A 21,388-nucleotide genomic window follows, 5' to 3' on the forward strand; every position below is an offset into this window, starting at 1 on the left:
GGGCTCAGTAGTTTGACTTTGCAAGGCGGTTCTCCAATCTGCGCATCGCGACCGCGACCGGGTACGAGGCGGCGAGGAACAGCAGCCCGGCGAGGGTGTAGCCCTCGACCGCGCCGGTGTAGTGCTGGCCCTGGAAGGCCCGGGCCTCCGCGATCATCTCCATGACGCCGATGATGAACAGGGTCGGCACCTCTTTGAACATGGCGATGATCCAGTTGCCGACGGCCGCGGCCGAGCGGCGGAACATCTGCGGCAGGACGATCGCGCCCCAGACCCGGTGGCCCGGGAGGTTCAGCGCCGTCGCCGCCTCCCACTGGCCCTTGGGGATCGCGTCGATCCCCGCCCGGTACGACTCCGAGGTGTAGGACGCGTAGTGGAGGCCCAGCACCGTCGAGCCGACGGCGAAGGCGCTCCAGTCGGGGTTGATGTAGAGGCTCGTCGCCGTCCAGACGATGAGCACCTGCACCAGCAGGGGGGTGTTGCGGATGAACTGGAAGACCGCGCCGAGCGGGCGCCGCAGCCACACCGGGCCGTTGCGCTCGCCGACCGCGACCAGCAGTCCGAGGACGACCGCGATGATCCCGGCCACGAGGGTGACCTGGAGGACCACGAGGAAGCCGTCCCAGATGGCCGGGAAGATCTCCCGGAGGGTCTCGTTGCTCCAACCCGTCTGCATCAGTGGACGCCTCCCGCCGCCACGGTCGGGGCCAGGCGGCCCTTCACGGGCTTCGTGTCGATGCCGAGGCCGCGCTTCGCGCGGCGCTCGAGCGCCCGCATCCCGGTCCAGATGAGCCAGGCGAGCACGAAGTAGATCACCAGGACGACCGCGTAGTGCAGCAGCCGGTCCTGCCCCGGCTGCTTGCCGAGGAGCCCGGCCAGCCAGGTGATGTCGAGGACGCCGATCACCGACACCAGGGCCGAGGCCTTGAGCAGCATGATCGCGAACGCGCACAGGGAGGGGATCATCTCGGGCCACGCCTGGGGGAGGACCACGAGCCGCATCTTCTGGAGCGGGGTGAGGTTCAGGGCGGTGGCGGCCTCGAGCTGGCCTCGCGGGACCGCGGCGATCGCGCCGCGCACCACCTCGGAGGAGTAGGCGCCGTAGTTGCAGCCGAGGGCGATGATCCCGGCGACGATCAGGTAGTCGAACTGGATGCCCAGCACCACCGGCATCGCGAACGCGAACCAGAACAGCTGGACCACCACCGAGGAGCCGCGGAAGAACTCCACGAACGCCCGCGCCGGGGTCCGGATCGCGAGGTGCCGCGAGCCCGTCATGAGCCCGAGGCCGAACGCCAGCACGAGGGCCAGCGCCGCCGACGCCACGGTGACGCCGATCGTGACCAGGAGCGGTTCTCCGTATCGGGGGAGTGATTCGATGACCGCTTGCAAGTCCATGTCCCGCCTCCTACTGGTAGGTGTCCGGGCAGAGGTCCTCGGCCGTGAGGCCCTCCGGGTGGTTCTCGTCGACCGTGAACCCGTACGGGGCGGTCAGCTCCTCCCACGTGGCGGTGTCGGCGAGGAGCTTGTCGAGCTCCTCGTTGACCGCGTCGCGGAAGTCGGAGTCGGACGGTTGGAACACGGCCGCGCCGGCGCCGATGATGTCCTCGCCGGTGTCGGGGTCGACCAGCCAGAACCCGTCGGTGACCTCGACCTCCGGGTCGGACTCGGCCGCGAGGCGCAGGTTCGCGCTGGTGAGCGCGATGGCGTCGCAGCGGCCGGCCTTGAGCTCGAGGATGAGCGAGTCGAGGTTGGCCTGGACGTTGATGCGGTCCTCGCCGAAGGTCTTGTCGGCGATCTCGTGCTCGCTGGTGCCGTTCATGACGCCGACGACGCCGTCGGCGCCGGCCATGGTGTTGAAGTCGGTGTACCCGCCGGGGTTGCCGGCGAGGGTCATGAGGGCGTCGGGCATGACGTAGTCGGGGTTCGCGAACGCGACCGCCTCGCAGCGCTCGGGCGTGATGTACATGCCCGCGATGACCATGTCGTGGTTGGTGCCCAGGCCGGTGATGAGGGAGTCCCACTCGGTGAGCTTCCACTCGATCTGGTCGGCCTTGACACCAAGCTGTTCCAGCAGGTGGACCTGGGTGTCCACCGACTGTCCCGTGACGGCCCCGTCGTCGCCGGTGTAGGCGTAGGGGGCTTCGTCGGCGTAGGCGACGCGGATGGCGCCGCCGTCCTGGGCCTGCTTGAGCAGGCCCCCCTCACCGCCGCCGTCCGTGCGCGAGCATGCCCCCAGTGCGAGGGCCGCCGCCCCGGCTGAGCTGCCGAGGAGCAGATGACGGCGGTTCAGATGCAGTTCGTTCGACACGTTGGTCGCCTCCTGAGTCGGGCTCGGGGTGTCTTGCCGACCCTAACGTTCTATTGTAAGTTTGTCGACAATCAGATTATCGACGTTCGGTAACGATAGCGCACGCCGGCCGGAGCGACCCGCGAGACGGCCCGGCCGCCGGGCGCAACCGGGTCCCGACATCGAACGTGATGTACGGGTCGGCAGTAAGATGCTGCCCAGAAGCGACAGAGGGAGATCGGACAGCAGTGACGACTCGCAGCAGCGGACTGAGCGGGCTCGAAGGCGGCCGCCAAGTGGGGCGGCTCGCCCCCGTGCGCCGCGCCTCGACGGTCGACCTCATCGCCGAGCGCCTCCGCGAAGCGGTCGTCGACGGCTCCCTCCCGCCCGGCACCGTCCTCGGCGAGGCCGAACTCGCCTACCAGCTCGGCGTCAGCCGCGGCCCCCTCCGCGAGGCCATGCAGCGCCTCACCGCCGAAGGCCTCCTGGTCATCCCGCGCCGCCGCGGCCTCGCCGTCCGCACCATGACCGCCGAGGACGTCCGCGACATCCACTGGCTCCGCGCCCGCATCGAGCCCGAACTCGGCCGGCGCATCCTCACCCTCCCCGCCGCCGAGCGCCGGACCGTCCTCGCCGAGCTCGGCGCTGAGGTCAAGCGCATGCAGCGCGCCCTCCGCAAGGACGACGCCCGCGCCCTCGGCGACGCCTACCTCGACTTCCACCGCGTCCTCGCCGTCTGGGGCGGGTCCCTGCGCCTCGCCCGGATGCTCGGCACCCTCCTCATCGAGACCCGCCTGTGCACCTTCTCGATGTTCGAGCACTTCGAGGTCCACCGCGACCTCGTCCCCGAGCACGTCGCGTTCGTCGAGGCGCTGGCCGCCGAGGACGGCGAGCGGTTCGAGCTGCTCGTCCAGGCCCACCTCGAAGCCGAGGTCCGGCGGCTCCTCGCCGAGCCCGAGGCGTCCACAGAGGACGGTGCCGACCGGCTCCTGGCCGAGACCCCGGACGAGCCGCAGCCGCTCGACCGGCTCGACCTGCCCGAGGGGCTCTGAAAACCCCTGCCGCCCAGCAGCGATCGACTGGCGTAAATTTTCTGACTTGGCACATTCCGTTGGTGGACTGTGCGTTATGCGACCTATATAAATAAGGCTCCCCAGTCCGGACAAAATTCGAGACGGAGCCGAAAATGTCCCACCCCCGGCGAATCTCCACAATGGCGGCGGTGCTCACCGCCGCCGTCGTGTCGGTGCTGGCGCTGACCAGCGGTGCCGCCCAAGCCCAGACGATCGAGTACGTCGCCCTCGGCGACTCCTACGCCTCCGGCGTCGGCACCCGCTCGTACCTCGACGACGGCAGCGGCTGCTCCCGCTCCGCGTCCGCCTACCCGTCCCTGATCGCCGCGGAGCTCGGCGCCGACCTCGAGTTCGCGGCCTGCGCGGGCGCCAAGACCGGCGACGTCCTGAACAACCAGCTCGGCGCCCTCTCCTCCTCCACCGACCTGGTGACGATCACCGTGGGCGGCAACGACACCGGCTGGGCCGGGGTGGTGCAGCGGTGCGCGTACCCGTACCCGTGGACCTGCGACGCGCAGATCGACGCGGCCGAGGCCTACATCAAGAACCAGCTGCCCGCGAAGCTCCACGCCGTCTACGACGCGATCGAGACGGCCGCGCCGAACGCCGAGGTGATCGTCCTGGGCTACCCGCGCCTCTTCAACGGCGAGCAGTGCAACGCCATCACCCGCATCAGCCCCGGTGAGCAGTCCCAGCTCAACGCCGCCGCCGACCTCCTCGCCACCACCATCGGCGCGGCCGCCGGCAGCCACGGCTTCGACTACATCGACGTGCGCGACGCCTTCGACGGCCACGCGGTCTGCGACGACACCGAGTGGGTCAACGGCATCTCGTACCCGATCGCCGAGTCCTACCACCCGAACACCGCCGGCCAGCGCGACGGCTACTTCGACCTGCTGAACGACCTCCTCTGATCCGGACACGGCAAGGGCCCCTGCGGGAATCCCGCAGGGGCCCTTCGATGCGCAGGGGCCGCCTTACTCGCCGCCCAGCACCATGCTCTGGTCGCAGATCTTCCAGACGCCGTCTTCCTTCGCCATGTCGACCGTGTCGGTGGTCTCGTCGCGGGTCTCGCTCCAGCCGGTCACGTTGAACTCGTCGTCGAACTCGGGCTCCATGTAGGTGAAGCTCATCGAGTAGTCGACGGTCGCGGTGTCGCCCTCCTCCGTGGAACCGGTGACCTCGTACTGGAAGTCCGGGTCGACCTCCGGCGGCGCCTCCATCCCCATGTCCTCGTAGGCGCTCGGGTCGAAGCCCTCCTCGATGAGGGTCGCCAGCTCCTCGACGGAGGCCTGGGCGTCTGCGCACACGAACGCGCCGAGGTCCTCCACGACCGCGGCCGCGCCCTCCGCGTCGGAGTTCATCGCCGCGTCGAACAGCGCGGTCATGGTCTGGAGGAAGTTCTCCGCCACGACCTCGGGGGAGTCCCCGGCCGAGGGCGCGTCGCCCGCGCCGGAGCCCCACGGCTTGAGCACGAGGAGCACGATGGCGATGACCAGGACGAGCGCGCCGCCGCCGATGCCGAGGATCAGCGGGGTCTTCGACTTCGGGGCCGGCGGCAGTGCGCCGTACCCGGGCTGCTGCTGCCCGTACCCCGGTTGCTGTCCATAGCCGGGCTGCTGCCCGTAGCCCGGCTGCTGGGGCTGCTGGCCGTAACCCGGCTGCGGCGACCCGTAACCGGGCTGCTGTCCATAGCCCGGCTGCTGTCCGTACCCGGGCTGCTGGGGCTGCTGGCCGTACCCCGGCTGCTGCCCGTAGGGCTGTTGCTGATTGGGGTCGAACCCCGGCTGCTGCGGCGGGTAGGCCATGACGCTTCCTCGTTTTGTCGGGAGTGTGTCGCGCCAGGCTAACACGGGTGCACCATCCCTGAATCCCCAGAAAACGCCAAAGCTGCCGAGGACTGGGAAGTCCCCGGCGGCTTCGAGCGTCACGAAGCGTCAGCCTCCGGCCTCGGCCGACGGCGACTCCGATTCGTACACCGGTACCTCGGTGTCGTCGGCGTACATCTGCTTCCGGGCCTCCCGCGGGTTGAGCGCGTTGCCCTCGGGAATGAGGGTGATCATCTCCACGGGTACCGACACCGGTTTGACGTCCGTGTACCCGAGCATCTGCTGGGTCGAGTCCGTGATGCCGTCGTCCACCAGGCCGTGGCGGATGCCCTGGTCGCTGATCATGTACGTGAAGCCCTGGATCGTCGATCCCTGGTCGGTGAGGCTGTCGGCGAGCGCGGCCCGCCCCTGCGGCAGGACCGTCTGCGCCTGGAGGTTCTCCACGTCGGAGAAGATCTCGCCGTCGATGAACTCCACCGACTCGGCCGGGCCGGTCAGCTCCTTCGGAGCGTCGCTGTACATCCCGATCTGCAGCTCGTTCGAGTCCCGGTCCTGCGCCTGCGGGTCGTACACCGCGCACACCGCCGGGCGGGGCGAGTCGTCCGTCCAGAGCTCCTCGCTCAGGTCGGCGTCCGGGTAGCCCCGCTCCAGGTACTCGGCCTCGGAGCCGATCTCGCTGCGGACGGTCGGGTCGACCTCCGCGGTCGCCCCGTACTGGGATTCGAGCAGCAGCGCCATCGTCGGCGTGATGCGCGCGAACTCGTCCCCAGCAGGCGTCTTGAGCAGGGTGAACAGGTCGTTGCCGGACAGCACGGGCTGGCCGTAGTCGATGAACACCTCCTCGACGTCCCGCACCCCGGAGGGCTCGCCGAAGCCGTCCTCGACCTCCGGCGCGATGTTCGGGCCGTCGGGGATCGTCACGAGCATGCTCTCGTTGAGCGGCATGGCGTCACCGATGCTCAGCCCCAGGTCGCTGGCGAGGGTGGTGGCGGTGGCCGTGTCGGACGCGATCAGGTGCTTGTGGCCGTTCCACAGCAGGTAGTACGTGGGGACCTCGCCCTCCTCCTCCTTGACCGCGGTCTTCGCCAGCATCCAGTGGTCGTCGCCGAGCCACACGTCGGGGTCGGGCAGGTCCTGCACGATGAGCTGCGTGAGCTGGAAGCTCGCGGTGCCGCCGTCGGTGCGCGGCATCGAGCAGGTGTTCCAGTTCTCGTTCTGCAGCAGCTCCTCGGGGTCCGGCGGCTGCGCCGGGACGCTGAGGATGCCGATCGTGAAGCTGCCGCGGGGGATCCCCGCGATCGAGGACGCCTTGAGGTCCTGGACCGGCGGCTTGCCGTCGGAGCCGGGCTTCACCAGTAGCAGCGCCGAGGTGTAGTTCGCGACCTCCCAGAGCTTCGGCTGGTCCGGATCGTCCGCGTCCGCAGGGGGGTTGCCGCTCTTCGTGGTGTACACGTAGACGGCGTTCGACCCCTTGATGGTGATGATGTGCCCGATCTCGGGCAGTGCGTTGCCCTTGTTGAACAGCGTCGCGATCGCGAAGCCGCCGAACACGAGCGCCAGCACCATCACCGACACGAAGATCGACAGGCCGATGCGGCGCAGCGGCCGCTCGATCGAGTCGGGGTTGGCCAGCACCAGCGCCTGGTTCATCCGCGAGGTGATGAACTTGTGGGCGTCCACCTGCTCGCGGCGGGAACGCATCTGGGGCATCGGATTTCGCCTCTCGGGTCGAAGGGGGGTTCGGGGCTAGCCTCGCAGGGACAGCGCGATGTCGTACAGGCCGCACACCCAGCCGACCAGCGGCAGGATCGACACGATGAGCAGCGCCTCGATGATGTCGAGGCTGCGGCCCCAGGTGGGGGCGATCTTCTTGCCCGCCACGGCCAGGCCGTAGACCATCGCGATGAGCGTCAGCAGCGTCAGGGCCCCGAGGATCACCGTCAGGCGCATCAGGATGTTGCCCTCGCTGGCCACGAAGATCGCGGCGAGCGTCGCCGTCAGGCCGCCCATGCCGCCAGTGAGCATCACGATGCGCGCCGGGCGGTCCTCGATCGTGCGGGCGCGGCTGAGCAGCACCAGCGACAGGATCGTGGCGAGGATCAGGCCCGGGATCGTGCCCGAGAACGCCAGCGCGATCGCCGACACCAGGCCGGTGACGGCCGCGAAGGAGTACAGGGCCTCGAGGTAGTTCCCGGCGTGCTCGGAGAGCTTCAGGATCCGCTTGCCGTCGATGGCCTCGGTGTCGCCCTCCTTCAGCTCCTCCGTGGTGGTGGGGAGCGTCGGGGTGGGCACGGTCGCCATGGTCAGCGACAGCCGCGGCGCGGCCGGGAGGATCACCAGCGCCAGCGGCGCGGCGATGCCCGCGGCCGTGGCCGCGGTCCCGCCCGGGATGATCTCCATCAGCGCGGTCGAGACGCCGAGGACCACCGCGCCGAGGATCGTCACGATGAACACCGGCGCGGACGCCATGTCGCCCACCGCCACCATCGCGAGCACGCTGAACAGCAGGATCGCCGCGGCCGCGATGAGGACGTGCGGGCCCTCGAGCTCGAACACGCTCCGGTCGCGGGCCGCGATGAGGAGGCCGCCCACGCCGGAGTACAGGACGGCGGTGACGCCGAAGTACGTGGCGGCCCGGGAGTCGCCGACGGCGCGCGAGAGCAGCGCCGAGGCGCCCACGAGGACGATCGCGACCGAGAGGCCGACGATCGCGCTCGCGAGGTGGCCGGTCAAGAGGATCGCGATGGCGCCGACGCCGAGGGCAGTGGTGCCGACCCCGACGCTGAAGCGCTTGGTCGCGATGTGGTCCCAGCGGTTGCCGCGCTGCTCGGTGGCGGTGGCGACGGCGTCGATGACGTCGTCGAAGACGATCTCGGGCTTCGCCGCGTCCGCCGGGTTGAGGTAGAGCATCTCGCCGTCGGTGATCGCGAGCTGCGAGCACGAGTGACCGGTGTCGAGGGGGGCGTCGCCGAGCCGGGACAGGATCCAGCCGCCGTTGTCTCCCGCCTCGTCGATGTAGTACTCGCCGGCCTGGTGCAGGATCGTGGGCAGCAGGTCGGAGAGGGGGATGTCAGAGGGCAGTGCGAGGTCGATCCTGGTGCGTGGACTGACGATCGTCACCCTGGAGAGAGTGGCCGACTTGGTGCTCACCGCGCGAACCTCCGGGTCGGGTCGGAATCGGGGGGACAGTAAGAGGATAAATCCCGCATGCAACGACGGGTGTACCGGCCGAGTGGCGATGCGGTTCTACCCTGTTAGTGCGATACTCGACAGAGCGCACTTATATCTTTTATACGGCAGCGACCAAGTTACGGCTAGCACGCGCCGCCGTGGTAGGCGCATCCCCCGGTGAGTACAAGGACCCTCTGTGACGACCAAACTCTTCCGCAGGCCGCCGCGCAAGCGCGGGCCGCAGGCACCCCGAGGTGACATCCTCCTGGAGTCGCCGCCGGACATGCCCGATCCGCAGCCGAAGAACATCTCGCAGTATCTGATGATCCTGCCGATGCTCGCCGGCGCCGCCGCCATGGCGATGATGATGATGACCCGTGTCGGGACCGGCGCCACCCAGTCGGCCGGCAGCAACACCATGCGCATCGCCATGGGCGCCATGATGGGCATCTCCATGGTCGGCATGATGGCGACCAACATGGGCGGGAACCGGGCCGAGAAGAAGGCCGAGTTCAACGCCGACCGGCGCGACTACATGCGCTACCTGAACCAGGTGCGCAGGCGCGCCCGCAAGGGCGCCGAGCGCCAGTGGCGCGCGGCGCGGTGGCGCCACCCGGACCCGAAGGCCCTGTGGTCGCTCGTGGGCTCCCGCCGCATGTGGGAGCGGCGCGCGAAGGACGACGACGCGCTCGACGTGCGCGTCGGCATCGGCAAGCAGCGCATGACGATGAAGCTGGTGCCCCCCGAGACCAAACCGGTCGAGGACCTCGAACCGATGACCTCGATGGCGCTCAGACGCTTCGTCGCCGCGCACTCGAACGTGATCGACATACCCCGGTCGATGAAGTACACCGAGGCCGCGCGGCTGGTCCTGCGCGGCGAGCGGCAGACGGTCATGGACAACATCCGGGCCCAGCTGGCGCAGCTCGCCGTCCTCCACTCGCCCGACGACGCGATCATCGCGGTCGTCGCGGACAACGAGCGGATGCCCGAATGGCACTGGATGAAGTGGCTGCCGCACCTCCAGCACCCCACCGCCGAGGACGGGGCCGGACCGGTCCGCATGTTCTTCAACACCACCACCCAGCTGGAGAACTCGCTGCGCGACCAGCTGTCGAGCCGCGGCGCGTGGTCGCCCGGCGCCACCGTGGGCGAGGGCCAGGCGCACCTGGTCGTCATCCTCGACGGCGGCGAGGTCGACCCGACCGGCATCATCGCCGCCGACGGCATGGCCGGCGTGACCGTGTTCGACTTCTCCGGCTACCTGCCGCGCAAGCCCGGACCGCAGGTCAAGCTCTACGACGTCACCGACGAGGAGATCTACACCGACCAGGCCGGCCGGCGCCGCGTGCTCGGCAAGCCCGACTCGCTGTCGTACAACCAGGCGGAGGGCATCGCCCGCTCGCTCGCCCCGTGGCGGCTCACCCTCAAGGGCGCCTCGGGCGCGACGGAGTCCGGCGACGAGGACGCCTCGCCGATGGCCGCCCCGTCGAGCCTGGCGGAGATGCTCGGCTTCAACGACTCCGCGGCGCTCGACCCGGCCGTGCACTGGCGCGAGAAGCCCGTCAAGGACTACCTCAAGGTCCCGATCGGGCCCGGGCCGGACGGCGCCATCGTCGACATCGACTTCAAGGAGTCCGCGGTCGGCGGCATGGGCCCGCACGGGCTCCTCATCGGCGCCACCGGCTCCGGCAAGTCCGAGGTGCTCCGCACCATCATCGGCTCGCTGATCGCCACGCACTCCTCCGAGGAGCTCAACTTCATCCTCGTCGACTTCAAGGGCGGCGCGACGTTCGCGGCCCTCGACGAGCTGCCGCACGTCTCCGCGGTCATCACCAACCTCGCCGACGAGATCGAGCTGGTCGACCGCATGGCCGACGCGCTCGAAGGCGAGCTGGTGCGGCGCCAGGAGGTGCTGCGCGCGACCGGCAACTTCACCAACCGGTGGGAGTACGAGAAGGCGCGCAAGGCCGGGCAGCCGATGGATCCGATGCCGACGCTGCTCATCATCGCCGACGAGTTCTCCGAGATGCTCGTCGCGAAGCCCGAGTTCATCAACCTGTTCCTCCAGATCGGCCGCATCGGCCGCTCGATCGGCGTGCACATGCTGCTCGCCTCGCAGCGGCTCGAAGAGGGCAAGCTGAAGGGCCTGGACACGTTCCTGTCGTACCGGGTCGCGCTCCGCACGTTCTCCGCGCAGGAGTCGCGCACCGTCATCGGCTCGGGCGCCGCCTACGAGCTGCCGCAGGCCCCCGGCCACGGCTACCTCCAGGTCGGCACCCAGGACCTGGTGCGCTTCCGCGCCGCCTACGTCGGCGGGACGTACAAGCCGCCGAAGCGGGTCGCCTCGCGCGCCGAGCGCATCGCGGCCGTCCAGCACAAGGTGCAGCGGTTCCTGCCCGGCTTCGTCGAGCTCCCCCCGGAGCCCGAGGTCGAGGAGGAGCCCGAGGAAGAGGTGGTGGAGCCCGACGTCGAGGACGAGAACGAGAGTCTCTCCGACCTCGAGGTCATGGTGAACAACTGCCTCGGGATGGGCCGCCCGGCCCACCAGGTGTGGCTGCCGCCGCTCGCCGAACCGCCGACGCTCGACCAGCTGCTCCCGCCGCTGGAGGCCGACCCGGTCCGGGGCCTGTCCCCGAAGGGCTTCTCCCTCAACGGGAAGCTCCACGCCGTCCTCGGCGAGGAGGACCGCCCGTTCGAGCAGCGGCGCAGCCCGTTCATCGTCGACCTCTCCGGCGCCCAGGGCACCGTGGCGATCGCCGGCGCCGCCCAGTCGGGCAAGTCGACGATGCTCCGGTCGATGATCGGCTCGCTCTCGCTGCTGCACACGCCGCGCGAGGTCCAGTTCTTCTGCCTCGACTTCGGCGGCGGCACCCTGCGCGGCATCGAGGACCTCCCGCACGTCGCGGGCGTCTTCGGCCGGCAGGAGGAGGAGGGCGTGCGGCGCACGATCCAGGAGGTCACCACCATCCTGGACGAGCGCGAGGCGTTCTTCACCGCCAACAAGATCGACGGCATGGGCTCGTACCGGCGCATGAAGGAGCAGGGGCGGTTCCAGGAGGACCCGTTCGGCGACGTGTTCCTCGTCGTCGACAACTGGATGACGCTGCGCGAGGACTTCGACCCGTTCGTCGACCAGGTCCGCGCCATCGGCAACCGGGGCCTGGCCTACGGCGTCCACGTCATCGTCACCTGCACCCGCTGGGGCGACATCCGCATGAACATGCGCGACATGTTCGGCCTGAAGCTGGAGCTGAAGCTCTCGGACAACATGGAGTCCGAGATCGACCGCAAGGCGGCGGCGAACGTGCCGAAGAACCGCCCCGGCCGGGGGCTCTCGCTCTCGAAGCTGCACATCCTCGCGGCGGTGCCGCGCGTCGACTCGATCCGGGACGGCGACGACCTCCAGCCCGGCGTCGAGGACTTCGTCAAGAAGGTCAAGCAGGCGTGGCGGGGCCAGCCGTGCCCGCCGGTGCGCCTGCTCCCGAAGCAGCTGCACGTGGCCGACTTCCTCAAGGCGGTCGACCGCTCCAAGCCGGGCATCCCGATCGGCCTCAACGAGGCCGGCCTCAAACCGGTGTACCTCGACTTCCAGAACGAGCCCCACATGCTGGTGTTCGGCGACTCGGAGTCGGGCAAGACGAACCTGCTGCGGCACATCGCGCGGCAGATCCAGGCGACGTACACCGCCGACGAGGCCAAGATCATCATGGCCGACTACCGGCGCGGCATGCTGGAGGAGATCCAGAAGCCGACGCTGCTCGACTACGCCATGGCCGGCAAGCACTTCGAGGGCTCGGTGAAGAACCTGAAGGGGCCGATCGAGAAGCGGCTCCCCGGGGACGACGTCACGCCCGCGCAGCTGCGCGACCGGTCCTGGTGGACGGGTCCGGACCTGTACCTGATCGTCGACGACTACGAGATGGTCGCCCAGCGGGTGAACCCGCTGACGGCCATCCAGGAGCTCATCCCGGTCGGGCGCGACATCGGCTTCCACGTCATCATCGCCCGCCGCGCCACCGGTGCCGCGCGGTCGCTGATGGACCCGGTCGTGGGCACGATCAAGTCGCTCGAGTCCCCCGGCCTGCTCATGAGCGGCAAGCGGGAGGAGGGCGCGATCTTCGGCAAGCTCCGCCCCAGCCCGCAGCCGCCGGGCCGCGGCACCCTGGTGCGCCGCAAGGACGGCGAGCAGCTCATCCAGACGACGCTGCTCCCCCCGAACGGACAGGCCTAGTACGAGAGCCGCAGGGCCGCCCTCCCGGTGCAACCGGAGGGCGGCCCTGCGGCGTACTACGCTCGTACCGGCGCGAATCCCCCTCGCGCCTCCGCACACCGAAGGCCCGCATGAACCCACTGCTCACGCCCCCCGGCGTCGACTCCGCGCCGCTCGCGACCCGGAGCCGTCCGGCGTGGCCGCCGCTCGGCGTCCTCGCCCTCCAGGCGCTCCTGCTCGCCGAAGCGGTCGCCGTCGTCGCGGTCTGGCTGTGGAGCTGGCGCGGCGTCCAGGCGTACGCGTGGCCCGGCGTCGACAACGGCCTGGCCGAACGCGGGATCTCCTACCTGCTGGTGCTCGCGCCCTCCGTCCCGGTGAACGTGCTCGCCGCGATCTGGCTCGGCCGCGGCGGCCGCCGCGCCCGCCTCTACCTCGCCGCCGCCGGCGCGCTCGCCCTCGTCCAGGTCGTGCTGCTGCTGACGCCCTCGGCGATGCCGGTGCGCGAGGCCATGACCGACGGGGCCGCGAACGTCGGCATCGCCCTGCTCACCGCGACCGCCCCGATCCTGTTCGCCGGCGCCGTCCTCGCCGTCACCGCGAAGGCCCGCGCCTGGCTCGGGGCCGAACCGGACCGCCCGCGCGGCCGCATCGCCGGGATCGAGACCGCCGTGTGGTCCCTCGCGCTGCTCCTCGCCGTCGCCGCCGGCGCCGAGGTCCGCCAGTGGGCCCTCGCCGCCGCCGAACCGGGGGAGCCGCGCGGCGAGTACACCGAGGCCGGCACCTGGCAGCGGCTCGAGGACGCCGCCGCCGAGACCACCGGCGCGCTGCCCGCGTTCTCCGGGTTCGCCGCGCGCACCGTCGACGTCGCCGCCTGCGGCTACCACACCCCGGCAGGGCTCGCGACCTACCGGTACACCGTCACGTACGAGCTGCGCGCCGCGGACTTCGCCGCCTACGAGGCCGCCGTGCGCGCCCGCTGGGCCGACGGCGACTACGAGCTGACCTACGACGGCGCGACCCTCGACGGGGTCCGCCGCATCACCGCCGAGCGCGCCGACGAGATCGCCCTGGGCTACACCGGCGGCGACGCCCCGGCCCTGACCCTCGCCAGCGGCTGCGTCGAACGCGTCGGCGAACCCGAGTGCGTGCCGGCCCAGGGGGAGCCCACGACCGACCGCGTCCTCGGCATCGCCTGCCGGGAGTTACAGCCCCGAGTAGTCCGCCTCGCCGTCCTCGACCGCGCCCTTCGGCACGCCCTCGGGGAAGTACGCGCCGACCAGGTCGCCCTCCCCGCCCGGCTCGATCCCGCCGGCCGGCGGCACGTACTCGATCTCGCCGGGCTCGCTGCGCAGCACGCAGCCCGACTGGACCACCAGGCCCACCACCCCCGACACCCGGTACCAGAGGTTCAGGCCGTCCTCGGTGAGCGCCTCCACGTTCCGGTCCACCCGGCCGCTCGCCAGCGCCACCGAGTCGTCGCGGTGCACGTCCAGGCCGTCGGCCTCCCACTGCCCGCGCAGCGCCTCCGCGTACGTCTCGCGCACCAGCGGGTCGCCCCACAGCGGCTCGGCGAACATGTACGAGATCTCCACGCCCACATGGTCGGCGTCGTCGATCCCCTCGTGGCTGCACGGCAGCTCGTGCCAGGTCCTGGTGGCGAAGCCGGGGAAGTCCGGCAGCGCCGCGACCGCCTCGGCGGCGGCGGCCTCCATCGGGGCGTACACGTCGGCCTGCGCGGCCAGGTCGGGTTCGGTCATCGAGCATCCTGCGAGCAGTAGTGGGACAGCGAGCACGGCACCGGTTCTCACCGGACGCCGCTGGTCTGACCGGTGACGATATAGGCCATGTTGTCGCGGGCGACGTTGCGGGGATGGCCGTTGTCGCCGTCCCAGTAGGCGGAGTGGTTCTCCGCGTTGTCCTTCCACAGCTCCTCGATCCCGTCGGCGTCGCGCGTGGCGTCGCTCTGGAAGGTCCGGCCGCCGAACGCGTCCGAGACCGGGTCGGTGCCGTGGATGAGGTCGTCGTGGTCGGAGGTGAAGTACCCGACCGCACCGCCGATGAGCCCGCCCACCGGCCCGCCGATCAGCCCGCCCGCGCCGCCGCCCACGATCGAGCCGATCGTGTCCTCGCGGGCCCAGCCGATGATGTCCTCCTCGTTCCTGGTGGCCCACACCCGGTCCGGGTCGATCCCCAGGTCGGACGCCGAGTCGACGCCCACCCCGGGGGAGCCGACGAACACCATGTCGTCCACGTCCAGTCCGGCGTCGCGCGCGGCGATGCCGACGGTCGTCGACCCGTACGAGTGGCCCGCCATCGTGACGTGCGACCGCCCGTCCTCGTCGACCGCCCGCAGGCCCGAGGCGAACGAACTCAGGTCCTTCGCCGCGTCCTCGGCGTACTGCTTGTCCATGGCCTGCGGCACGATGTCGTCGGGGGCGTCGTACCCGAGCCACAGCACCGACGCGGTCGACGCGCTCGGGTCGGCCCAGTACGCGTCGCCCGCCATGAGCTGGGCCCGGTCCAGGTCCCCGGTGGCGTTCCCGAGGTCGGCTCCGGTGCCGGGCACCAGGACCGAGACGTTGTCGGCGGTGTCGGGGTTCCCGACCGCGACGATCGCCCGGCCGTCCTCCGCGGAGGAGTACCCGAGCAGGTAGTGGTCGAGCGCGGGCCCGCCGGCGCCGACCTGGTACGGCTCGTCGATCCGGTCCCGCAGCCGGGTCAGGTCCTCCTGCGTGCCGCGCAGGCCCTCCAGCCGCTTCTGGAGGTCCTCGTTGCCTGGGTCGGCGGCGAGCCGGTCCTCGACGGCCTCGATCTCGCTCTCGCGCCGGTGCAGCTCCCCGTCGAGCAGGGTCCGGTTCGCGGTGTCCCTGACCCCCGTGGGGATCCCGTCGACCTGCGCCAGCAGCTCCGGCCGCGCCTCCAGCAGCCCCTGCTGCTCGAACGGCGACAACCCGTCCCACCACGCGTTCACCTCGGCCGGGCTCGCGTCCCGGTCGAGCATGTCCTGGAAGTCGTCCGCGAGCGCGACCCCGCCCGCGAGCTCGGCCCGCTCGTCCGCGTCGGTCGTCCCCGCGATCGCCGCCACCGCGGCGTGCAGGGTCTCGTCCGCCTCGCGCACCGCGTCGAGGATCGCCTCGATCCGCTGCTCGAACGCGGCCGCGTCCGCGGCCGAATCGGCCGTCACATACCCGTCGGCGTCCACCGACAGGCCCTCGGGCAGCGCCGAGAGCAGCTCCACGAGCTCCTCCTGCCGGTCCTTGAAGACCGTCACCGCGTCCTCGATCGCCGCCGCGATCCGGCGGCACTCGCCGGCACGCTCCACGGTGTCGTCGCCGATGAGCTTCACCCGCGACCGCACCTCCTCGGCCACGGTCCCGGTCCACTGGGCCTCGCCGATCTGCCTGCGCCGCAGGTCGTCCAGATCCGACTCCCGCTCCTCGAGCCGCCCGGCCTGGGCCCGCCACTGCTCGCCCACGGCCTCCAGCGGCCCGAAGTCCGCCTCGCGCAACGCGCTGTACGTGACACTCATGGCCTACTCCGGCGCCGGCGTCGTGCGCGAGCCCGGATCGACCGGGAACACCTCGGGATCGGCGTACTGCGCGAACATCTCGGCGGTCATCCCGTCGAGGTCCACGTGCTGCACCGAGTACACCGCCAGGAACGACCCCAGCTCCTCCACCCGGCCTCGCAGCCCGGGCACGATCGCGCCCTCCCACCGCTCGACGGCCTGGGCCACCTCGTTCACACCGGTGAAGGCCCCGGTGTCCACCGAGCCCGCCAGCGCGCCGCCCTCACTGGCGACCTGTTTGAAGTCCTCGTACATGCCGTCGGAGGCCGCGAACATCGAAACGCCCCCCTGTTTGATCTCATCTGGATCCAATGACAGATCAACCATGTTGTGTCCCAGGGGAAGAGGCGTGGACAGGGCGGGGTGTGACCGATGGGGCGCTCACGGGGGTCCAATCTCTCGTGTGCCGATCAACACACAGCGTACAAATCCCTGGCAAACCGCCGATAGTGGTGACGCACGGATCGTCCCGACCGTTATCGGATTGTTATGAAGGGATCGCGATCCTCCGTGTCTCGCGGGGCTGAAACAGGTCCGGTATGTTGTGGGGCAGAGCGGACAGCGCTGTAACGACCGGCACACAGAAGGGGTCCAACCCTATGGCCATACCTCTCACGCCAACCCCCGCCGAACCCCGGTCCCCACACCGCGGCCTCCGCGCCGCACTGGGCACGGGCTTCGCCGCGCTCGTGGCCGTCGGGGCTGTTGCGGTCACTCCCGGTGCGGCGCTGGCTCAGGACACGACCTTCTACGACGAGAACGGGTGGGTCCCTGATCTGATCGGGGCCCCCGCCGCGTGGGAGACCGCGAGAGGTGCGGGCGTGACCATCGCGATCATGGACACCGGCGTCGCCGATCACCCTGTGTTCGAGGGCAAGGACGTGCTTCCCGGGTTCTCGCTCCTGTCAGGGGAGACCGACGGCCGCACGGACGTGGACGGCCACGGGACTGCTGTGGCCGCCGGCGTGCTGCTGGCCGCGCCCGAGGCGACGATCATGCCGGTGCGGTTGGACTCCGGCTCCACGGACTTCGGCGGTGCTTTGGGCGAGGCCGAGTACGGTGCTTTCCGGCGCGCCGCCGATGAGGGCGCCGACGTGCTCGTCGTTCCCTGGCACATCACCGGTGAGGCCTTCGAGGAGGACCTGGAGACCATCCAGTACGTCATCGACAAGGGCGCCATCGTCGTCGCCTCCTCGGGAAACGAACCCGGTGAGCAGATCGGCTTCCCCGCCTCCACTCCCGGGGTCGTCGCGGTCACGGGCGCGGACGAGAACGGCGACTTCCTCTCCGCCACCAGCACCACCGGGCCCGAAGTGGTCCTGTCGTCCCCGGCAGACGAGATGACGGTGCCGGTGCCCTCGACCGGAAGCCTTGGAGGGGACTCCTCCGGATACAGCGTGGTCACCGGAGGCACCTCCATGGGTGCGGCCGTTGCGGCCGGCGTCGCGGCGCTGACCTGGTCCGCTCATCCCGACCTCGACGCCAGCAACGTCATTCAGCGGCTCATTCAGACCGCCGGAGACGGCAGCGGCACGCGGGGCGGCGACACGGGCTTCGGCCTGGTCGACGCCGACCAGGCGGTCAACGCCGGCGACATCGAGCAAGTGGACGAGAACCCGCTCGGATACCCGATGGGCGAGGCGGGCGCCAGCGGCGCCACGCCCGACGACCCGACCTCCGAGGCCCCCGAGGAGGAGCAGGAGCCCGGAGCCGTTTCCGGTGGCCCCTCGACCTCGGCCGGCGGCAACAAGGAATCGAACCTGTCAGGCATGATCGTGGTCGCCGCGGCGGTCGTGCTCGTCGGCGCCGCGATCGCGGTGTGGCTGGTGCTCCGAGGCCGCGGCCGCAAGGCCGCGCAGGCGCAGCAGCCGGGGTTCAACGCGGGCAACGACCCGACGCAGGTCGGCTACCAGCAGCCCGCGCCCAACCCGACCTACGTCCCGCCCATGGGCGGCGGACAGCAGGGGTACGGCGGCCCCCCGCCGGGACAGCAGGGCTACAGCAGCCCGCCCCCGGGATACGGCCAGCCGGGCCACCAGGCCGAGCCGAGCCCCTGGCGACCGGGCGACCCGAACCAGCGCTAGACGTCGCAGGGCCGCAGCCGAACGGCTGCGGCCCTGCGAATTTCCAACCCGGACATGAAGGAGGGGCGAGCGGCTCTGCCGCTCGCCCCTCTTCGATTCTCGAGAGCCGTCCGTCAGTCCTCGTCGAGTTCGTCGTCGCTGACGCGGTTCCGGCCCCAGTCGACGTCGTCCTCCCGCAGCCAGGTCTCCCTGGTGTAGGTCTCGTCGTCATCGTCGTAGTAGCCCGACCGGGAGCCGCCACGACCGCCGGCGCCGCTCCCGCTGCCGCCGCGGCCGCCAAGGCCGCCCGGACGGTTGCCGCCGCCGCTGTTCAGGCCGCCGCGACCGCCGGTGCCCGAGCCGGAACGGCCGCCCGTGCCCGACGAGGCGCCGGCGCGAGCGGGGCTCGAACCGGTGCCGCGACCCGGCGTGCCGCCGGTTCCGCGACCAGGCGTGGTGCCGCTGCCGCCGCCCACCGGAGTGGTGCCGCGCGCGGGACCGAAGAGCCCGGCGCCGGCGGCGATGGTGGCGCCGCCGCCCCCGCCGCCACCCATGCTGGGCGTGAATCCCGCGCCGCCGCCCGTGGGGACGGTGGCTCCGGCGAGACCACCGGCAAGATCGCCGTCGGTGTCGTCGTACGAACCGGGGGTCCAGCCGCTGTCCACCGGATCGAGGTCGTCGTCGGTGCCGACGATCCCGTCCTCACCGGCGGTGTCGTTGCCGCCCGGGGTGTCGTTGGGGGAGTTGCCGATGTCGTTCGAGTTCGAGAGCGCGTCCTCGGCGAACACGCCGCCGGTCGGCTTCTGGTACGTGGAGTTGCCGGGCATGTCGCTCGGGGGCGGGGGCGGCGGCTCGCTGAAGTCCTCTTCCTTGGCCTTCGCGTACCGGTCGCCCAAGTCCGCCACGATCTTCGCCATCAGCTCGTGGCGCCCGTCGACGTACTCCTCGTACTGCCGCTCGTACTGGGTCCTCTTGGCCTCGTACTCCGGCTTGGTCTTGTCGATGCTGTTGCTCTCGAGCCAGTCGTCGTAGTTCTCGGTCGAGCTCGGGTAGAGGTCGGCGCCTTGAGCATCGGACTGTGCGGTCTTGAGCAACTGGGCGAGCGCGGGAATCTTGAGCTCGCCGTACGCCTTCATGCCGTCTTCGGAGACGATGCTGTAGTCCTCGACGACACCCATGCGGTACTCGAACTCGTCGGAGGCGGAACCGGTCCACTGCGTGCGGAGCGACCGCACGTGGACGACCATCTCCTCCCGGGCGGCCTTCATGCCGCTGGCGGCGGTGACCCAGACCGAGGCGCCCTGCTCGACGGCCCAGTCGTCACCCTCGTTGAGCATGTCCCACAACTGCTCGTGGGTGTACGTGCTCTTGTAGAAGTCCTTGCCTTTGCCGGCCATCTTCAGCTCCTTCCTAGGGGTTCTTGACTGGGCTACAACAGGTCGGGCTTGTCGTCGTCACCCGCCGGCTGGTCGCCGGCCGGTACGTCGCCTGACTCGTCCGCGTTGTCGGTGCGCGCTTCGTTCACCTCGGACTCGGTAATGCCGCCGCCGCGCGAGTCGAACTCGCTGCCGATGCTCGCGACGCTCGCAGTGACGTTGCCGTCGGACTCGAGGTAACCGGTCTTGATGTCCTCGCTGATGACTTTGCCGGTGTTCAGACCGTGCGTCACGCGGTCGAGCTGCTCGGCCCGGGAGGGGTAGAAGACGGACTTGTACGCCTCCGCGAGCTCCTTGGCGTCGTCGAACCCGCCGAACGGGAGGTTCACCGTGTCGACGTCTCGCAGGCTGCTGGCGCTCATGTACTCCGGGTTGGCGTTCTCGCGCATGCGAACGACCGACCCGCCCAGCACCTGGCTGCGGTAGAACTCGAGGTCGGTGAGCGTGAGGCCCATCTGGGAGATGAACTCGTCGAAGGACTCCTCGGTCATCTGGAACCGGGTGCCACTGGAGTCGGTAACTGTGTAGGAGCCGTCCCTGTTCTGGACCGCACCGCCACCCATGTCCTCGGGAAGCAACGTCATCACCTCGATGGGTTGAGATTCGTCAGGGGGTATGGTCGGGGCGCTCGCGAGACGTCACGCCGTGCGGTGGGCACGCGGCTGCTCCGATCTGTGCTCCTCCCAGCATACCGATGCACCGCAATCCGGACGCCGTTGGCGGCACGGCATGGCACGAACGGGGGAGACCGGGACACAAGGGAGCCCGTCCGGACCGCGCGACCTGTGGTGAGACCCGGCGGCCCCGTGGCCGCCGGCCGCGGCGGCTCGCCCCTTTCGACCCGACTACCCCAGGGGTCGCCCTGGTTGCCCCGTTCGCCCGAGGTGGCACTAAGTGGGGATACACGGGCTCCGTCACTACTAGTAAACTCGGAACCGCACCGCCAACCCGGTGAGTTTGCACGGACGGGTTATGGTGACTGCGGAATCGATGAAAAACTCACTGGGATACCCCTGACGGCCTAGATCTCTCGGCCGCAGCCCCCGGTTCAATTATCAGGAGGTGTACCGATGGTCCAAATGGATGCCGACACAGTCCACCAGGCTGCCGTTGACACGTTCAACACCAAGCAGGACGTCGACGGGGTCCTCGCCGACCTCAAGTCGCTGGTGGAGAGCCTCATCGAATCGTGGCGGGGCGCCGGCTCCACCGCGTTCAGTGGTGTCATGGAAGTCTGGAACACGGAGTCCGCCGACCTCATGGAGGCGCTCCAGGGCATCGGCGAGATGCTCGACTCCAGCGGTACGGCCGCCACCGAGACCGACGAGACCGACGCCAGCTCCTTCGCCAACCTGCTCTGACAGAGACCCCCGATACCCCAAGGAAAGAGGTGACCACATGGTGATCGCACTTAACTACATCGAGATGGAAGACGCCAGCCAGCGCATCCTCGCGGGCTCGCAGTCCATCAACGACTCTCTGAGCGACCTCGGCAACAAGCTCGACGCCCTCGACTGGGAAGACGAAGCTGCCGTGGCGTACCAGGACAAGCGGGCGGAGTGGACCCAGTCCCTCCAGAAGCTGAACGAGATCCTGGAGGCGGTCGGTAACGCCGTCAACACCGCGAAAGAGAACTACCAGAACACCGAGGCCGCCAACAAGGCGAAGTTCGCGTAACGAACGAGCCGACGGCTTCAGTTTTCTGCGAAGACCCGGGAAGATCCCAGCGATCACCCGGGTCTTTT

The 21,388-nt window shown here is 70.1% G+C and carries 17 protein-coding genes; 7 read left to right on the forward strand and 10 right to left on the reverse strand.

All coding sequences use genetic code 11. The features are described from left to right. Nucleotides 1–4: 4 nt before the first annotated feature. From ABD419_RS22630 to ABD419_RS22640, 3 genes are read right to left on the reverse strand one after another with little or no spacing between them, the layout of a single operon-like run. On the reverse strand, nt 5–676 hold the full coding sequence (locus ABD419_RS22630) for an amino acid ABC transporter permease (RefSeq protein WP_344491601.1): 672 nt from the start codon (nt 674–676) through the stop codon (nt 5–7). Beyond that, nucleotides 676–1,398, reverse strand: coding sequence for an ectoine/hydroxyectoine ABC transporter permease subunit EhuC (gene ehuC / locus ABD419_RS22635; protein ID WP_344491604.1), 723 nt, complete (start codon nt 1,396–1,398; stop codon nt 676–678). The genes ABD419_RS22630 and ehuC overlap by 1 nt, the downstream gene beginning before the upstream one ends. 10 nt (nt 1,399–1,408) lie before the next feature. After that, nucleotides 1,409–2,311, reverse strand: coding sequence for a transporter substrate-binding domain-containing protein (locus tag ABD419_RS22640; protein ID WP_344491607.1), 903 nt, complete (start codon nt 2,309–2,311; stop codon nt 1,409–1,411). 227 nt (nt 2,312–2,538) lie between these two features. Here ABD419_RS22640 and ABD419_RS22645 point away from each other — a divergent pair, with 227 nt between their 5' ends. Both ABD419_RS22645 and ABD419_RS22650 read left to right on the forward strand, forming a co-directional pair. Further along, nucleotides 2,539–3,342 (forward strand): GntR family transcriptional regulator, encoded by an 804-nt coding sequence (locus tag ABD419_RS22645; RefSeq protein ID WP_344491609.1) that lies wholly within the window; start codon nt 2,539–2,541, stop codon nt 3,340–3,342. Nucleotides 3,343–3,503: 161 nt separating this feature from the next. Further along, the gene (locus ABD419_RS22650) at nt 3,504–4,277 is read left to right on the forward strand and encodes an SGNH/GDSL hydrolase family protein (RefSeq protein ID WP_344491664.1); all 774 of its coding nucleotides are present in this window, start codon (nt 3,504–3,506) and stop codon (nt 4,275–4,277) included. 63 nt (nt 4,278–4,340) lie between these two features. On the opposite strand, the gene ABD419_RS22655 is transcribed toward ABD419_RS22650, so the two are convergent. From ABD419_RS22655 to eccD, 3 genes are all read right to left on the reverse strand, one after another. After that, nucleotides 4,341–5,171, reverse strand: coding sequence for a nuclear transport factor 2 family protein (locus ABD419_RS22655; protein WP_344491611.1), 831 nt, complete (start codon nt 5,169–5,171; stop codon nt 4,341–4,343). Between the two features lie 129 nt (nt 5,172–5,300). Continuing rightward, nucleotides 5,301–6,902, reverse strand: a complete 1,602-nt coding sequence (locus ABD419_RS22660; protein ID WP_344491613.1) for a type VII secretion protein EccB — start codon at nt 6,900–6,902, stop codon at nt 5,301–5,303. A 36-nt stretch (nt 6,903–6,938) separates the two neighbouring features. Then, nucleotides 6,939–8,342 carry a type VII secretion integral membrane protein EccD gene (gene eccD, locus ABD419_RS22665; protein WP_344491616.1) on the reverse strand — a complete coding sequence of 468 codons (1,404 nt, stop codon included), beginning with the start codon at nt 8,340–8,342 and terminating at the stop codon, nt 6,939–6,941. Nucleotides 8,343–8,559: 217 nt separating this feature from the next. On the opposite strand from eccD, the gene eccCa reads away from it, so the two are divergent. Together eccCa and ABD419_RS22675 are read left to right on the forward strand one after the other, a co-directional pair. Then, nucleotides 8,560–12,597 carry a type VII secretion protein EccCa gene (gene eccCa / locus ABD419_RS22670; protein ID WP_344491619.1) on the forward strand — a complete coding sequence of 1,346 codons (4,038 nt, stop codon included), beginning with the start codon at nt 8,560–8,562 and terminating at the stop codon, nt 12,595–12,597. Between the two features lie 110 nt (nt 12,598–12,707). Then, entirely contained in the window at nt 12,708–14,354 is a 1,647-nt protein-coding gene (locus tag ABD419_RS22675) for a hypothetical protein (protein ID WP_344491622.1), read from the forward strand. A 26-nt stretch (nt 14,355–14,380) separates the two neighbouring features. Here the strand turns inward: ABD419_RS22675 and ABD419_RS22680 are convergent, their stop codons facing one another. Continuing rightward, on the reverse strand, nt 14,381–16,105 hold the full coding sequence (locus ABD419_RS22680; protein ID WP_344491625.1) for an alpha/beta hydrolase: 1,725 nt from the start codon (nt 16,103–16,105) through the stop codon (nt 14,381–14,383). Between the two features lie 3 nt (nt 16,106–16,108). Continuing rightward, nucleotides 16,109–16,420, reverse strand: a complete 312-nt coding sequence (locus ABD419_RS22685) for a hypothetical protein (RefSeq protein ID WP_344491628.1) — start codon at nt 16,418–16,420, stop codon at nt 16,109–16,111. A 545-nt stretch (nt 16,421–16,965) separates the two neighbouring features. On the opposite strand from ABD419_RS22685, the gene ABD419_RS22690 reads away from it, so the two are divergent. Continuing rightward, a complete protein-coding gene (locus ABD419_RS22690) occupies nt 16,966–18,228 on the forward strand; it encodes a S8 family serine peptidase (RefSeq protein ID WP_344491631.1) in 1,263 nt (420 codons plus the stop codon). A 113-nt stretch (nt 18,229–18,341) separates the two neighbouring features. On the opposite strand, the gene ABD419_RS22695 is transcribed toward ABD419_RS22690, so the two are convergent. Then, complete coding sequence (locus ABD419_RS22695; RefSeq protein ID WP_344491633.1) at nt 18,342–19,604, reverse strand: hypothetical protein; 1,263 nt, start codon at nt 19,602–19,604, stop codon at nt 18,342–18,344. Between the two features lie 32 nt (nt 19,605–19,636). Then, a complete protein-coding gene (locus ABD419_RS22700) occupies nt 19,637–20,227 on the reverse strand; it encodes a hypothetical protein (RefSeq protein WP_344491636.1) in 591 nt (196 codons plus the stop codon). A 495-nt stretch (nt 20,228–20,722) separates the two neighbouring features. Here ABD419_RS22700 and ABD419_RS22705 point away from each other — a divergent pair, with 495 nt between their 5' ends. Together ABD419_RS22705 and ABD419_RS22710 are read left to right on the forward strand one after the other, a co-directional pair. Then, nucleotides 20,723–21,004, forward strand: a complete 282-nt coding sequence (locus tag ABD419_RS22705; protein WP_344491639.1) for a WXG100 family type VII secretion target — start codon at nt 20,723–20,725, stop codon at nt 21,002–21,004. Between the two features lie 37 nt (nt 21,005–21,041). Beyond that, a complete protein-coding gene (locus ABD419_RS22710; RefSeq protein ID WP_344491642.1) occupies nt 21,042–21,320 on the forward strand; it encodes a WXG100 family type VII secretion target in 279 nt (92 codons plus the stop codon). The last annotated feature ends 68 nt before the right edge of the window (nt 21,321–21,388 follow it).

It is taken from the genome of Glycomyces endophyticus, from assembly GCF_039531525.1.
Taxonomy (GTDB): domain Bacteria; phylum Actinomycetota; class Actinomycetes; order Mycobacteriales; family Micromonosporaceae; genus Glycomyces; species Glycomyces endophyticus.

Coding starts and splice junctions, on each gene's coding strand:
- ABD419_RS22630 (WP_344491601.1), bottom strand. CDS start 676: ATGCAGACGGGTTGGAGCAACGAGACCCTCCGGGAGATCTTCCCGGCC.
- ehuC (WP_344491604.1), bottom strand. CDS start 1,398: ATGGACTTGCAAGCGGTCATCGAATCACTCCCCCGATACGGAGAACCG.
- ABD419_RS22650 (WP_344491664.1), top strand. CDS start 3,504: ATGGCGGCGGTGCTCACCGCCGCCGTCGTGTCGGTGCTGGCGCTGACC.
- ABD419_RS22655 (WP_344491611.1), bottom strand. CDS start 5,171: ATGGCCTACCCGCCGCAGCAGCCGGGGTTCGACCCCAATCAGCAACAG.
- ABD419_RS22660 (WP_344491613.1), bottom strand. CDS start 6,902: ATGCCCCAGATGCGTTCCCGCCGCGAGCAGGTGGACGCCCACAAGTTC.
- ABD419_RS22675 (WP_344491622.1), top strand. CDS start 12,708: ATGAACCCACTGCTCACGCCCCCCGGCGTCGACTCCGCGCCGCTCGCG.
- ABD419_RS22680 (WP_344491625.1), bottom strand. CDS start 16,105: ATGAGTGTCACGTACAGCGCGTTGCGCGAGGCGGACTTCGGGCCGCTG.
- ABD419_RS22685 (WP_344491628.1), bottom strand. CDS start 16,420: ATGTTCGCGGCCTCCGACGGCATGTACGAGGACTTCAAACAGGTCGCC.
- ABD419_RS22695 (WP_344491633.1), bottom strand. CDS start 19,604: ATGGCCGGCAAAGGCAAGGACTTCTACAAGAGCACGTACACCCACGAG.
- ABD419_RS22700 (WP_344491636.1), bottom strand. CDS start 20,227: ATGACGTTGCTTCCCGAGGACATGGGTGGCGGTGCGGTCCAGAACAGG.
- ABD419_RS22705 (WP_344491639.1), top strand. CDS start 20,723: ATGGATGCCGACACAGTCCACCAGGCTGCCGTTGACACGTTCAACACC.
- ABD419_RS22710 (WP_344491642.1), top strand. CDS start 21,042: ATGGTGATCGCACTTAACTACATCGAGATGGAAGACGCCAGCCAGCGC.